The following is a 15,156-nucleotide window of genomic DNA, read 5'->3' as shown; positions in this document are numbered from 1 at the left end:
TTCTCGACGAACCGCTTCCAATTCTGTTTTGCATCAAAAAAGATCTGCCATAAGATGTTCTTCTTCATGCCTCCGTATTTCCGCAAACCCGCGCCATTTCTCCTGCCGTAGCCTCTCTAAACTTATAAATTCTGATACATAAAATAAACGGTAATGCTCCCGTCTTTTTAACCGAGCTTAAACAGATTACTAAAGCAATTAAAGCACGTACCGCCAGAGAGGAAACCGCTCTTTACCCGCTTATCTCCGCATAGGGGTAACGGCCATGAACAAAAAAGATTGCCACGCGTATCGCCCTGCAATGACTTGATATAACCGTCATTGCGAGCGCTAGCGTGGCAATCTCTTTTTATTTCAGTCTTTCTTGTTTAATTCAGTCCCAGCTCTTTACGTTTCTTCTCAATGTGATCAACATAGATTTGCACAGTCTTGTCTGCACTGGTTTCTACCGTGAGTTTACCCAGTCCCAGGGTTTCGGTGGTTTCGGTCAGCGTCTTAACAACAAGGTCGCTGCCGGTGACTGACGGTACCGGAGCAACATGCACCAACCAGCCTAAAGCAATCGCGGTGCAGGCATCAGCAACAGCCTTTTGTTCAAGATATTCAGGTGCGCCGATAACAAGTGGCAATTTATTGGTGTCAACATCCAAAGCATCGGCGATTTCTTTGGCCGTTTGGGTCATTTTACCGATATCGACACAGGCGCCATATGAGAGAACAGGCGGAATACCGAGGGCTTTACACACCTCTTTGAGCCCGGGGCCGCATTCTTCGGCCGCCTGCGGATTTGTTAAGCCAGTATACTCCATCACTGACGATGTACAGCCGCCTGACAAAATCAGGATGTCTTTTTCGATTAAGCCTTTGGTGATACGGAAGATGTTACTGCCACCTTGACCATACCGGGCGGTGGTACAGCCGACGATAGTGGCAATACCCCGGATTTTACCGGCAGCAATTGCATCAATGAGCGGTTTCCAGGAGCCTCCAAGCGCTTCTTTAACCGACTCGGTGCTAAAGCCAATCATGCAGCCATCAGATACATGAGGTGGAATGTATACTTCCCGGTTTTCGGCTTTGCGTTTGCTAAAAGCACTAATTGCCATATCGAGAATTTTTTCCGCCTGCTTTTTCATTTCTTCAGGCTTAAACTCGACAACCTCAGTGCCTGGCATACGAATGACTTCGTGCGTGCTTACCATGGTCGTACCAAACCGTTTGGCATAGAGCGGCAAAGTGGGAATGGTGCAGTTATAGTCAAACATAAAGAGGTCCACAGCGCCGGTAGCCAGGAGATACTCTTCTGAGAGCCACTCGCCTTCCTGCCCGGCGTAAGCGCTCATCTCTCCAGTATCCTTGTAGTTTAACAGCTGCTGGCCTTCGCAAACATGGCCCAGGATTTGGAGACCACTGGCACCGGCTTGCTTGGCTTTGTCCTGCCATTCAGGCGTGGAGGCCAGTTCAATGACAACATGAGCGGTAAGGGGCATGTGGCCATTGGTAATCACATTGACCATATCTTTTTTGAGGAGTCCCATATTCTGCTTGGCAGTACGGATCTTCTGGGTACCCATAAGTATTTCCTGGAGAATGTCGAGGGCAAACAGGCCTTGGTATTCGTTGATTATGCCCAGCCGGACAGAGGTTAACAAAAAGTCGACAGGATCCGCATTGAGGTTAGTCATGCACTTAGTTTGAGCAAAACCGACCTCACTGAAGCCACCGCCGGGGAAGATGTTAAGCTTGCGCCACAGTTCCTGACGTTTGGGAGGGGCAAATGCTTTAACCATGGCTGCCTCTTCCCAGTAGGGCTTGCCCATATCTTCAAGAACCCAATTGGCAAAGTTAACTGCTACTTTATTAACATCTTCATGGCTGTTTAGGCCGGCCATTTCAGCGTATTTTAAGAGTTTTTGCTGGTCCCGTATTTTAAGGCCGCTATCCGGTTTTTCTGCAGCCGCTTTCAGGGTGCGGGCCGCTTGCTGAGCATGGAAGATGTTAGCCGAGGTTCCAATGGTCACATGACGGTAAACAAAGTTTCTCGACACCATAACATCGGCGTCTACGCCACAGTTGCCGCGGGGCGCTTTGGGGCTGATACGGCAAGGACCGTTGGCACACAGCTGGCAGGATAGACCAGAAGAACAGAAGCTGCAGCGGATTTTTTCCTGTTGCTCGAAGCGGTCAAACACGTTGGTCAAGCCTTGAGCATGTACGTGCTGATACATCTCGCGCATAGCCGGATCAATGATGACATTGAGCGGGAAACCGTCCTTACTCTGGTCATGTACTTTGATGTGTTCCCGCTGCCATTTATGAACTTCAGGCATAGATGCAGGAACCTTTTCGATATCATAATACTTCTTGGCATTCTTATGCACATCAAAATGCTCATCCGGATTATTCGTACCGCTGGCATCACCTTTATTGAGCACTGATTCAACATCGCCGCGGCTGGTGGTGTCTGCGCTTTTGATTAGGGTATCTTTAGACATATGTATATTGTACCTCCTTTGGGATTTCTGGGTTTAGTTTGTTACCAAAAGAGGGTTTTTATAATACGATTTATCATTAATTACCTCATACCTAGCGAGCTTCACCCATTATCATACACACTTACCAATAATTCCATCTATCTTACTGTTAATAATCCTTGCTCCCATCAAATCTATCTGTTAAAATTTTAATGTTAGGGGGAATTTAATAATGAAACTCATTAAAGAGATTGCTGACTGGACATACAGCCTAGCCGTGGCCTTAGCACTGGCTATTGTCATTAACGCTTTTGTATTTCAACCCACCCGGGTAGTAGGAAGCTCAATGGAGCCTAACCTTCACAACAATGATTATGTATTTGTATCTAAGTTGTCCCATACCTTTGCCAGTGCGCCTGATTATGGCGACATTGTTATTATTGACAGCCGCGTATTCCGGGATCGCAGCGTAAAAGACGACCTTGCTGATCCAGTTTCCACTTACCTGAGTGTTGCCAAATTGGCCGAAGTCGACAATCATATTTGGATTAAGCGGGTTGTTGGCAAGCCTGGCGACACCATTGAAATTAAGGACGGCAAATTATACCGCAACGGCACACTGCTTGATGAACCTTATATCAAGGAAGCCATGCGCGCTGCCGCTCCTAAAAAGGTTATCGTCCCACCAAGCCAAGTGTACGTGCTAGGCGATAATCGCAACAATTCCAGTGACAGCCGCTATATCGGTCCTGTTCCTGTCAGTCATGTGCTGGGAAAAGTAGTAATGTCGTTATAAAACCGAAATAAACGGGTAGAGTGCAATTTACACACTCTACCCGTTTTTTCCGTTTACCTATCTTCTGTTATTTAGTCCCTTACCCGAATCATCGTCCACACGCCTACAGCGAGCAGCAGCACGGTATATATCGCCAAAACACCGACAGAAACCCACGGTGTCTCCATTCCCCCGCCAATAGCCCGTAATGCATAGGTAGCGTGGGTTAACGGCAGCAGGTCAATAAACCAGCGCAGCGCAAGCGGCAGTCTGTCAGGCGAGAAAAAGGTAGCGCATAAAAAGGACATTGGCAGAAGCACATAGGTACTAAAACTAGCCATATCTTCATGCGAATTGATCAGCATGGCTGCAACCAGTCCCATAGCGGCAAACAGCAGACACGTAAGTGACAGCGTCAGAAGAAAGCCGGCGTTTACGGCAAACTTAGCACCAAATAAGAACGCCAGCACAAAAATTATTGTGCACGAGATTAGACCCCGGAGTGCTCCTGCCAACACCTTGCCAGCCACAAAAGAACCTGGACTGACCGGCGCAATAAGGTATTCTTCCAGCGTTTTATGGTACAGCCGGCTCATATTGAGTGGCGAACCCACTGCGCTAAAACTGATATTCATGGCGTTAAGTGCCATAATACCAGGCAGGATAAAATCCAGATAGCTCCCGCCATTAACTGTCAGACTACGTCCCAAACCCCAGCCAAACGCCACCAGATATAGTACCGGACTAATCATCCGGGATAAAGCAAATTTAACCAGACGCCGATTCAATACTACCCAGTCCCGCCAAAATACAGTACAAATATCTTCAAATCGCAAAATGTCTCCAACCCTTCACGTCTCGATTTCCTTAGATTATATTTCCTGTACTTCGCGCTACACAAGCAAATATCCTGTATAACCCATTACAGTGCACAAAGAGAATATCTAAAATCCCCATAACTTTCGGTAATAGCAGTTATGCTTATTATGTATTTTACCTTTGTCAACGCAAAGTGTAAACTAAATACAGGCATTAAATTATGCCCACGTCATGAGCCAAAAGACCAGGTGTCTAAGGCTTTTTTTTTGTGTATAGAAAACACGGCTTGCGCCGAGCCTTTGGCGAAAGCGGAAAGCCGCCTGTGCCCTTTGGGTAATGTTGCCCTTATCCAGACGGAAAGTTTACTTTCTTACAGGATAAAAAAGCCGGTCTCTGCTGTGAGTCCGGCTTTAGTCTAGATTCACTTCAACACCAAATAAACAAGCAGCATATTTTAGCCACTCACGGGCGGCGAAGGATAGGTAGGTATCTTTTTTCCAGATTACAGCCAGATGCCAGGGACTGATTTCTTCGGCAATGGGCAGAGCTTTAACAACATCACGGCCCAGTTTATCACATACCACTTTAGGCAGCAGCGCCACGCCCAATTTAGCTGCCACGATTTCCACCATAAAATCCCACTGCGAACTTTCGCATAATACCTTCGGCATAAAGCCGTGCTCACGGCATTTCTCGATAATATGGTCATGCAGGGCAAAATCCTTGCGAAACATGACAACAGACTCGTCGTGTAAATCCGTAATATGGGCAATGTCCTGTGCAGCCAGCCTATGTTCAGGATGAACAATAAGCCAGATCGGATCTTTAATAAATGCAAACATAGAGAAATTAGTTTTGTTTTTTACCGGCAGTACGACGACACCTATCTCCAGATTGCCTTCTTCAACCATACTTTCAATTGCTTTAGAGCCAACTTCCACTAAATCGATGATGATATCAGGGTATTTTTTCTTAAATTCACCGATGGCTATCGCAAAAAAGCTCGTCTGAACCATCGGCGGAATACCAATGCGAATCTGCCCCTTGCGTCCGCCCATTAAATCATCAAGATCAGAGGCTACATTGTTAAGTGATTCAACGATCTTAATACCGCGTTCATAGAGAGCCTGCCCGGCATCAGTCAACTTGATCTTGCGCGCCGATCTGTCAATCAGGGTAACCCGGAGTTCATCCTCCAGATTGCGCACCATCTTGCTGATTGACGGCTGAGAGACATGAAGCTCCTTGGCAGCTTTGGTAAAACTCCCCTGCTTCGCTACTTCAATAAAATATGTTAAATGAAGAATATCCACACCAGTTGTACCTCTACATCAAAAATAAGGTATATAGTTCCAAACGGAACTATATACCTTATACTATGGCTGGCCTTACCATTAATTGTCAAGACTATTTTTTGATAGCGAACTACTCCTACGATGGTACGGCTCTATCCCAGAATTCTTTTGTCTGTGTTATATCCCGTGTGACAGGAATAGGCACAACTTTTGCCCTTTTATCAACAAGCACACCTTGTTTTGTTATCGCATTATCACTGTACGGCAGTTTACAGCCGAATATCCATGTTAGTAACGCTTGCATATACTTTCTCCCCTTTACCTAAATGCCTAGTGCTTACATTTATTGTAAGGGCACAAGCCCGCTAAGTAAAATATCTATTATGCATAGGCATAATTACTTGCGGTTATAGGAGGGGAGGAGAAGGTTATAGCTGTAGTATTTCAAAACTGTTATACTCGGTATCGAAATACAGCAGTTTATTTCGCAGTGGCTCACCAACACCAGTAATAATTTTAACAGCTTCCTGAACTTCAAGCGCCGCAGCAATGGCCGGCGTGGCTGCCGGGTTGCCAAGCGTCACCTCAACACCTTTATTACTATTAGCGTTGCGATAAATGGCTTCTATGCCCTTATCGTCAGGAAATACGGTCATTACCTGCCCTGTAAAACCGGCAATGGCAGCATGTACCAGCGGAATATTGTTCTCGCGGGCGGCCTGTGCTAAGGTAAGCCTGTCACCAATACTGTCAAGAGCGTCAACGACTACCTGACAGCTGCTAATCAACTCTTTTGCGTTAGCTTGGGTCAGCATATTGCTAACAGCCTCAATCTCTGTATCACCGTTAATCTCTGCTGCCCGCTTTGCTGCTGCCAAGACCTTGGATTGACCAATGTTGTGTTCACTGGACAATACTTGTCGATTAAGATTGTGCAGTGCAAACGTGTCCCCGTCAATAACGCGGATATAACCAGCGCCCATACGGGTCAAAAGCTCGACCACCAGACCTCCAAGGCCGCCGGAACCGATAACGGCAATACGGGCATTGAGCATTTTTAACTGCCCCTCAAGCCCGATAGTACCTAAATTACGCATATACCTTTCAGGCATTGTACCAGCTTTAAGCAGTGCAAGCGATTTATCTTTAGACATACTCATGCCTCCCTGAACTGAATCTTGGTATTAGGCGGGCCCCAAGATAGGCCAGGTTGGATGCCTTGAACCTAAACCACTGCCGAAGCGGCACGGCAGCAGGGGCTGGCAGGGCAGAATTAATAAACTTTGTTAGTATTGGCCGCAGTAATTGGAAATCAATCAGAAACCCGTCATGCCCGTGGGGGCTGTCAATAACAGCCAAATCGGTACGAATTCCTACCCGGCGCATCGTTTCAGCCAATTCTTCCTGCTGATACGGCGGGTATAAAATATCTGAGCTTACCCCGACAACCAGTACCCTGGCATCAATACGAGCTAAAGCCTCTTCATAGGACGCATAACCGGCGCTTACATCGAAGAGGTCAAGTGCCCGCAGCAGATAGAGATAGGAATTGGCATCAAATCTCTTTACGATGCTTGCCCCCTGATAATCAAGATAGTTTTCAATTTCAAACTGCCCGCTGCGCGTACGTCGGCCAAACTTATACGACATAGACATCTCGCTTTGATAGGTAATCATACCAAGTGCCCGGGCAGCAGCCAGGCCTTTTTCGGGTCCCGGCCCACCATAGTAATTACCGTTTTGCCAGGCAGGATCAAGCATGACAGCTTGACGTCCTACCCGATTATAGGCAATAGCCTGTGGCGCTGCATAACCGGGAGCGGCAATCACAATGGCTGCATCAATAAAGCCTGGGTAGCTTACCGCCCACTCAAGCGCCTGCATCCCGCCCATTGAACCGCCAACCACCATCGCAAGATGATGAATCCCAAGTACATCAAGCAGCCTTTTCTGCACCCGCACCATATCTTTAATGGTAACCTCAGGGAATTCCATTCCGTATGGCCTGCCGGTAGCCGGATTCTGCGAAGCCGGGCCTGTTGTTCCCTGACAGCCGCCAAGCACATTGGCGCAAATGACATAGAATCGATCTGTATCGAGCGGCCGGCCCGGCCCGATTAACGGTTCCCACCAGCCTTGTTCATCATAGAGTTCATGGGCCGCTGGATGGCTGTCACCAGTCAGCGCATGAGCTAACAAGATAACATTATCGCGGGCGTCAGCTAGTGTGCCATAGGCTTCATAAGCTACCGTTATCTCAGTCAAACAGCCGCCTTGCACCAATTCAAACGGGTTCTCCGGACTGGCTACCTGGGCCAGCTTAAGCTGTGACCGCCATTTAAAGCCAGGGAAAAAGGTAACAACCATGGACCAAGCCCCCCTTTAAATTATTCAGCATAAAAATTAAAGCCCCCTCGCAAAGAGGGGGCATATTGGTATATACCTAATCCCTCTCATCTCCCAGGAATAACTACTGATTCCTGCTGGAATTAGCACCTCTGCGTAAGTACGCCGGTTGCCGGGTGTCATCGGGCCAGTCCCTCGACCTCTCTGGATAAGAGTTAATATTAAATTATTGGGTAGATGTATAAATGATATCTAAGCTGGAATCATTTGTCAAGTATATCCTTTTAATCTTTTACTGCAATTGAGGAGGATTTTACAAGCATGACACATTATAATAAGAGATACATATATTCCTCGCACACTAAAATAAGCCTCGCTGGCACAGAGACAATATATGAAGCACTTACCCGATAAAGGAGATTAATGATGAATGGATTGTATGAGTTATTCAACACCCTGCTGACTGCCTATGGCAAACGCAATTGGTGGCCTGCCAAAACACCCTTTGAAATGATGGTTGGTGCCATCTTGACGCAAAATACCACCTGGACCAATGTTGAAAAAGCCCTAGCCAACTTGGGCGACCGGCTATCCCCGACCTTTATCGCAGGGGTAAAGCTCGACGAACTGGCACAGATCATTCGTTCCAGCGGGTATTATAATCAAAAGGCCATTAAACTAAAAGCACTGACACAATGGTATGAAAACTATGGCTACAATATTGAAAAAGCAGCCAAAATTGACGGCGAAATACTCCGGACTGAACTTCTCTCCGTAAAAGGCGTCGGCAGGGAAACCGCTGATTCCATCTTGTTATATGCGCTAAACAAACCTTTTTTTGTGATAGATACCTATACGAAACGCATATTGTACCGAATCGGTTACGATATACCTGACACTTATGACGGCTTGCGGCTGAAGATTGAGGAAAACCTGCCCAGGGATGTGCCCCTTTATGGTGAATTTCATGGGCTAATTGTTGAGCACGCTAAACGGCATTGCACAAAGAAGCCCTCGTGCGAGGGCTGTCCTGCTGAAGCGGTTTGTCAGAAGCGTATCTAATCTTACTCCATCATCTCCAGGAAAGCCTGCACTCTTGTTTTGATTTGCTCGACATCACCCTGGGAATAATCGGTCTCTATTTGCAGGAATGGAGTATCGCCATTCTGTTTTAAGAACTCTTTCACTACCCGGCTCTCAACATTATAGGTATGACAGCCTTGCCAGGCAATGTCAACAACACCGTCAATCCGATAGTCCTTAGCCAACTGGACAAGATACTGCAGGCGGATAGGATTAGGACTCATACAGGAACAAGGAGTTGCCAGATATTTCTCGGCAATCGCTTCCAGCGGCGGTTTTGTTTCATCCACAAGCGTGACATATTGCTTCATTCCCGAACAGTTCTCAATATACACAACAGCGGCACCACAGTCTTCGATAATCTTTATCACCTTTTCAGCGCCTACACCTGTCGGCACACCGGTAACCAGAATCCGTTTCGCGCCTTTAGGTTTGGCGGCTTCCCCTTTGGCTACACTATCTTCGATATCACTGATAACGGCCTTGATTTGTTCGGCAAACTCCGCCCGGTCAGTGACGAAATTCCTGCCCCATAGAAGCTTCAGGAAGTCTTGGCCAGTCATTGGTACCGGATCGTTTTTCATATATTCAGCCAGTTGCTGCATCAGTCGGCGTTCTTCATTAAGCACCTTAATGGCTTCCTGCAATTTTTCATCCGTAATTTGAGTTCCAAGCTCAGCTTCCAAGAGTTTTTGCAAAACCTTTACTTCATTTAGCCAATAAACCTTATCACTTTCATCAAGATAACTCTGGGGCATTTTCATTACATGCACAGGTTTAAAGGTTTTCATGAGCTCAAACATTTTTTTCTTACCATCGCAGGTTGTTTCACCAATAATAAGGTCCGCATACAAAAAGTACGGGCACTTATCTGTTACTGCCAGGCCATAGGAAGACTTAATTAGCGGACAAAAGTTGCGTGGCAGTGTTTTTTCGCCGTCAGGAATCCCCTCTTCCTTAGTTGCGCACAGGGAAAACCCCAGCGCACCGGCAGCCAGCACAAGCTCCTGCGGCGCATAGACACAGTAAAAACCTACAACTTTTTTCCCTGTCTCTTTAATATTTTTGAGCATAGTAAACGCATCTGACATAGACTTCTCCCCCATTTATATAAGTTTTCTAAACTACTTAACGGCATCCCAGGCATATAGTGCCGCCCCGATCGATCCGGCAAATATCGCCTGGGCAGAGGTAATAACCGGCAAACCCAGCCTGGTCTCAAGCTGACGCCTGAGCGCCAGGTTTTGCGCTACACCGCCAGTGAAAGCAACCGGCGGCAGTGGCTGAATCGCGGCTGCCATGGCCGCCACTCGGTTAGCGATCGAAATATACAGGGCGGCAATGATCGCCTCACGGGAAACACCCCTGTTGACAAGACCGATAACCTCAGATTCGGCAAATACTGTACACATTGAGTTTATCGTACACACCTGGCAGTCAGCGTCAACCTCAATGCTACCAATGTCAGCAACATCAAGCCCTAATGCGTTAGCCATAACCTGCAAAAACCGGCCTGTCCCGGCGGCGCATTTATCATTCATCACAAAATCCTGAACTTTACCACAAGCATCTACCCTAATGGCTTTAGCATCCTGTCCGCCAATATCAATCACAGTCCTGGCCTCAGGCAATAAATAACCTGCTCCTCTGGCATGGCAGGTTATTTCTGTCATTGCCTTGGTTACAAACGGCAAGTTGAGCCGCCCATAACCTGTTCCCACGATGTATACCGCCTTGGTGAGCCCTCGCCCGGCTAGCGCTGTCTCCAGCAGGCTGGCAGCCTGTTCTTTAGGGTTCCAACTGGAAGGACTGAGACAGTTTTCGATTGTTTCACCATCATACAAAGTAAGTTTGATAGCCGAAGAACCAGCATCAATGCCAACAACTATTTTATCTTTCATAGACCACCTATCATAGATTTTCAATAGATTAATTATAGTGAAATTATAAAAATATTCTATTATCGTATTCGCTATCACTCATCTTATTCCTGCATGCCTTGTTGTAAAGAAAACACGGCTTTCGCCGAGCCTCTGGCGAAAGCGGGAAGCCGATGTCGTTATAATGTGATTAGTGAAGCCCAAAGCAAACTGAAGACCACCTCTCTGGACAAAGCCATGATTGTCATATATCTGGAAAAGGATATAGAAGCGCTAAAAAACAAAAATCCGGATGACCTAAAAAAGATCATCCAGACCTACGTTGAAAAAGTAGTTATTTACGAGGAGCACGCGAAGTGTTCCTCGTCCTTTTTGTACATATGAGTTGTGGAGGCGATCCGTAGCCCGGCACATCCACCCTATTCTGCCAATACCTGACTTACGAACCAACCTCCTCATCTTGCAAATATCCATTCCAAGCTATTTGCCGGTACTCACCTACTGTTGTTTCATTTACTCTATTGATAAACTCTTCCTGTTCAATTGTCTTAAGTAGTCCCTCATAAGTCGGGTTACCAAAATCGTCAACTTCTATTAATACTCCATACTTGTTAGGAATGCCTTTTTCAGCGTCAACAAATAAAGAATTGTCAGGTCCTAATATTGTTTGAAAATTATTTTGCCATCTTTGTTCAAATTCCGCTGCTTGGCTTAAAGCACTACTATTGGAAATAGAAGTAATCGAAGTTGAATTGATATCATTTGATGGAACGGAAAATACAGTGATGTTTTGCCCTGGATTCACCGAATCTTTTTCTACTCCATTCACTTTCGCTAGAGTGTCAGGAGTAATTTCATCACCGAAATGTGCTGATAAATGAGAAAGGACTCCGCCATCTCCTATTATGGCAAAGCCCCTGTCACCCGTTCTTAGTTTCCCGCTATAATATAGTTTCGCCAGTTCATCGCCCGTGACTTCAATTTGAAGTCTCTTGTTTCCAGCCAACTGAAGTGTGCCGTATTCAGGTAGATCCCGAATTTTTGGACCATATATAGCTTCTAAAGCGTCCCAGTCATCGCCAGCTTTTATCTCAAACTCCAGAAAATAGCGGGTGGGTTCCAGAATAAGCGTAGTGAAATTAGTAGTAAAGTCGTAAGTATTATTATTGGTATCCGCTTTATGATATGGAGTGTTTGGTGAGGTTGATAACTCACCATAGCTCCGCAATGACTCAACAAAACTATATCCTCTTCCTATATTAGGAGGATTCTCAGGATTATTACCTAGCACGGGACCAGGATTTTTGCCGAAAAGTCGATTAACTAACCCACCATAATACAGACTGTCATCTATGGAAAGCCCGACAATACTGCTTGCTACCCCGTATACAAAGTTAGCTCCTGCAGTAAATGATGGGACAGGAGAATGGGAGTAACCGTAAATTCCATCATAGGACCTTTGCAGATCATCAATACCACCTTGAAAGAAATCACGCGCCATGATAAGTTTAACGTCTGGTGAATCTGCCAATGACTTATACCTTGCTATAAATTGATTAAAATCAAAAGTATAGGGCACTATATATGGATTACCTTCTGGTCTTAGCACGTAATCTCCGTTATATTTCAAAAACTTTGCGCGGACAGACCGCACCTTATCAATATCCAAAACTTCGAAATAATCCGGATCAAAATTGGCATCCAATGTTTCAAATTTGATCCATTTTCCATCATTTTGTTGTCTCATCACATAATTCCCATTATACAACAAATAGTATCCTGCACTAAGAGTGGCGATACCGGTACTATCTGGTTTTCGTTCCAACGAAAATTGTCCCACAACTTCATCTCCTAAATGTAATTATATAAATAAAAATACGGCCTTTCTGCTGGCCAAATTAAGCCACGGCAGTTTTTCAATTATTTGGAGTGCGATTACTCCACCACCAGCAACCACCCCAGACCAGCAATTCTCGTAAAGTAATCCCAAAAATATCCACGATTTCATTTGGCTCCAAGTTTGGTAACAATATGTTATGTAAGTATACATAGCTACATAATGGAACCGTGACTATGAGGCTATAGAACGGAACACGCCCCCAAATTCGGTGCGAAACCATAGCAATAATAGTCCCAACAATTACTGGAAACATCGAAAAAAGCAAAAATAACAGCCCATCAACTGGTGCACGAATTATATCTTCTAGTGCCTGCGCCTGAGAACGATACGGATTATAATGGAGAAACTCAAACCACACTATTTTGCAAATGAAAAATATCGTATATACCACATAGTGCAAAATTAAGCCACCAAAGCTAAAGATTAATAGCGTTCTTTTCATACTTGTAGAAGCTAGTTTAGTTATCGACTCCTTTTCCACTAAATCACTCCTTTTAGCCGTCATGTCCACCGTTTTGCCTTCATCGCTGACAGGCTCTGGTGGGAGCAGTTATGCTGTCCATGCCTTCTTGTTATTTATCACAGGGTCGTTATCCCGTGGCACTTTTCCATCATATTCCATTATGATTATACTTCAGATGAGAACTCTATTCAATATCCATCCCATCTCCTAATAACACGAATTGAAAACAGATTCCGCCTAGTACACTTGCTGCTCTTTCGGTTAGGCAATATCAGAGTAACAAAAAACTTTAAGCCTTTAAATATCTCATACCTAATGCATCTCCTCTCGTTATATTGTCAAGAAGTAAAAATTATCCCTCTAGTCTTTATCCGTACAGTTTGGCCCTAAAAAGGGTAGTTAATTTCAAAAAAAGTTTAGTCAAACAAATTTATTACCTCAACACGCTGCACAACTTGTATCCTTTCAGACTCACAGGGACGGTTCGAAACCACTGATTAAATCCTATTTCTAAAGACTTATCCACACTGTTGTAGGGTTGGACCAGCGCTTTAAAATAACATTGGTTAAAATATCATAAAACACGCTTGAGTAAGAGGATAGCAGGCCTGCTATCCTCTTTAAATTGACCGCCAGTGCGGTTAACTTTGCCTGCATAGACATGCTCTTAAGACCATACCCTCGGGCACGGTCTAATCCATGGAAGCGTTTCATTTCACCGTTCTTCCACTCATGACTCGCTCGTTTTTTATACTTTAGCTTGAACTGACTACTCTTAGCAAACTGACTATGCTCATAATATTGAGCACTGTGTTCACTGACGCGCAGGACCTTTTTCTTAACATTTTTACCAGCACATTCAAGCAGTTTGGGACACTGAGCACATTGCGACTTATCAAAGTGATATCGAATACATCGTTTTTATTTTTATATTTTTGGCGTACTTTCCTTACGGTGTGATTGCCCATTTCACAAAACCATTGATCGCTATCTTTGTTATATGTAAATCTGCTCTCATCTATTTTATAGACACATGAGTTTACTGGGATAATTGCTTCTGCTGAGTCTTCTTGTAAGGCATCTAGAATTGGTTTTCGAAAATAAGCTTTATCTCCATACACCTCCTGTATGGTCAATCCGCATGCTTTGCTCCGCTTATAAAGTTCATCGAAATTACTACCATCTACATATGCTCCATTACCAACTGATACAGCAGTAATAATCCTTGCTTCAGGAATCATTGCAAATTCTATTTTATAACCGTAAAAACTGTCTGTTTGAGACTTGTAGCCAACTCGATCATCCTTATCCACAAGTGACCGGACTCCCTTTTGTGCAATAAATTTGGGATCTTGTAATATAGCCTTTGCTTCATTGACAGCTTTTTGGCTACTGGGTAGGTTTGACAGGTCTACGTTATTTTCTGCTTTAGCTATTATGCCTTCTACATATGCTTTCATAGTCTGCTTCGCCTCATTGTGATCCTCTATAAGCTTGTAGTTGGAACTTCACCAATAAGTTCAGAGGGGATTTCTCCGGTCTCTTCTTCAATAGATTTAACGATTCTTCTGGCTAGATGCTTCATAATTCTTTCTGGCACCTTTTTAACTGTATTGGCATTGCTATGAGTGGCGTCAATGCTTAGGCCTGTCCCTTTAATAATGCCTTTTTCTATACATTGGCGGACGACTTCCTGAATAATATCATCCACACTTGTCTCTTTCAATCTGTGTCTTCTAAACTTAGCGAGTAGGCTTGCTTCCGGCAAATCATCTTCAGGATTAAGCCCCAGAAACCACATATAAGCTAAGTTTAGCCTAGCTTCTTCAATGATTCTGACATCTGATAAGTTGTATAGATATTGCAAAATAAGTATCTTTGTTAGCATTTCCGGCTCTTTGGCAGGACGGCCCAGATGTTTACAGTATGAATCTTTCAATAAATCGTTAATAAAGCTAAAATCCACATGAGCAGCGATAATTTTGAGAGGATGGTTGCTGGGGATTTTGTCATACAGCACGCTATATATACTTAATTGCTGCGGCACATGTTTTAACAATTAGAACCCTCCATTTTGGCAAATATCTACAATCATATTTTACCATAACAGAGGGCTCATCT

The 15,156-nt window shown here is 44.7% G+C and carries 12 protein-coding genes, 1 pseudogene and 1 riboswitch; of the genes and pseudogenes, 2 read left to right on the top strand and 11 right to left on the bottom strand.

All coding sequences use genetic code 11. From position 1 onward, the window contains the following. Positions 1–368: 368 nt before the first annotated feature. The gene (gene cooS / locus VN447_RS06290; RefSeq protein WP_325523954.1) at positions 369–2,495 is read right to left on the bottom strand and encodes an anaerobic carbon-monoxide dehydrogenase catalytic subunit; all 2,127 of its coding nucleotides are present in this window, start codon (positions 2,493–2,495) and stop codon (positions 369–371) included. Positions 2,496–2,706: 211 nt separating this feature from the next. Between cooS and lepB the strand changes: the two genes are divergently transcribed. Further along, complete coding sequence (gene lepB, locus VN447_RS06285; protein ID WP_325523952.1) at positions 2,707–3,270, top strand: signal peptidase I; 564 nt, start codon at positions 2,707–2,709, stop codon at positions 3,268–3,270. A gap of 71 nt (positions 3,271–3,341) precedes the next feature. On the opposite strand, the gene VN447_RS06280 is transcribed toward lepB, so the two are convergent. The 5 genes from VN447_RS06280 to metX form a co-directional block, all read right to left on the bottom strand. After that, positions 3,342–4,085: an ABC transporter permease gene (locus VN447_RS06280; protein ID WP_325523950.1), complete on the bottom strand. Its 744-nt coding sequence runs from the start codon at positions 4,083–4,085 to the stop codon at positions 3,342–3,344. 393 nt (positions 4,086–4,478) lie between these two features. After that, complete coding sequence (locus VN447_RS06275) at positions 4,479–5,381, bottom strand: LysR family transcriptional regulator (protein ID WP_325523948.1); 903 nt, start codon at positions 5,379–5,381, stop codon at positions 4,479–4,481. Between the two features lie 118 nt (positions 5,382–5,499). Next, entirely contained in the window at positions 5,500–5,667 is a 168-nt protein-coding gene (locus VN447_RS06270; protein WP_325523946.1) for a hypothetical protein, read from the bottom strand. A 124-nt stretch (positions 5,668–5,791) separates the two neighbouring features. Further along, on the bottom strand, positions 5,792–6,517 hold the full coding sequence (locus tag VN447_RS06265; protein WP_325523944.1) for a HesA/MoeB/ThiF family protein: 726 nt from the start codon (positions 6,515–6,517) through the stop codon (positions 5,792–5,794). Then, a complete protein-coding gene (gene metX / locus VN447_RS06260; protein ID WP_325523942.1) occupies positions 6,510–7,730 on the bottom strand; it encodes a homoserine O-acetyltransferase MetX in 1,221 nt (406 codons plus the stop codon). Before metX ends, VN447_RS06265 begins: the two co-directional genes overlap by 8 nt. A gap of 83 nt (positions 7,731–7,813) precedes the next feature. Then, positions 7,814–7,924, bottom strand: a riboswitch (SAM riboswitch). Between the two features lie 208 nt (positions 7,925–8,132). Here metX and VN447_RS06255 point away from each other — a divergent pair. Then, positions 8,133–8,771: a hypothetical protein gene (locus tag VN447_RS06255; RefSeq protein WP_325523939.1), complete on the top strand. Its 639-nt coding sequence runs from the start codon at positions 8,133–8,135 to the stop codon at positions 8,769–8,771. Positions 8,772–8,773: 2 nt separating this feature from the next. Here the strand turns inward: VN447_RS06255 and VN447_RS06250 are convergent, their stop codons facing one another. From VN447_RS06250 to VN447_RS06230, 5 genes and pseudogenes are all read right to left on the bottom strand, one after another. Then, complete coding sequence (locus VN447_RS06250) at positions 8,774–9,883, bottom strand: double-cubane-cluster-containing anaerobic reductase (protein WP_325523937.1); 1,110 nt, start codon at positions 9,881–9,883, stop codon at positions 8,774–8,776. A gap of 33 nt (positions 9,884–9,916) precedes the next feature. Then, positions 9,917–10,693 (bottom strand): acyl-CoA dehydratase activase, encoded by a 777-nt coding sequence (locus VN447_RS06245; protein WP_325523935.1) that lies wholly within the window; start codon positions 10,691–10,693, stop codon positions 9,917–9,919. Between the two features lie 418 nt (positions 10,694–11,111). Beyond that, positions 11,112–12,512, bottom strand: a complete 1,401-nt coding sequence (locus VN447_RS06240; RefSeq protein WP_325523933.1) for a hypothetical protein — start codon at positions 12,510–12,512, stop codon at positions 11,112–11,114. 76 nt (positions 12,513–12,588) lie between these two features. Further along, positions 12,589–13,053, bottom strand: a complete 465-nt coding sequence (locus VN447_RS06235) for a hypothetical protein (RefSeq protein WP_325523930.1) — start codon at positions 13,051–13,053, stop codon at positions 12,589–12,591. 492 nt (positions 13,054–13,545) lie between these two features. Further along, positions 13,546–15,094 (bottom strand): annotated as a pseudogene (locus tag VN447_RS06230) (IS1182 family transposase). Between the last annotated feature and the right edge of the window lie 62 nt (positions 15,095–15,156).

Origin of the sequence: Sporomusa sp. (assembly GCF_035561155.1) — a bacterium.
GTDB lineage: Bacteria > Bacillota > Negativicutes > Sporomusales > Sporomusaceae > Sporomusa.
Note: the sequence above shows the minus strand (reverse complement) of the source record. Positions and strands in the feature narration are given on the sequence as shown.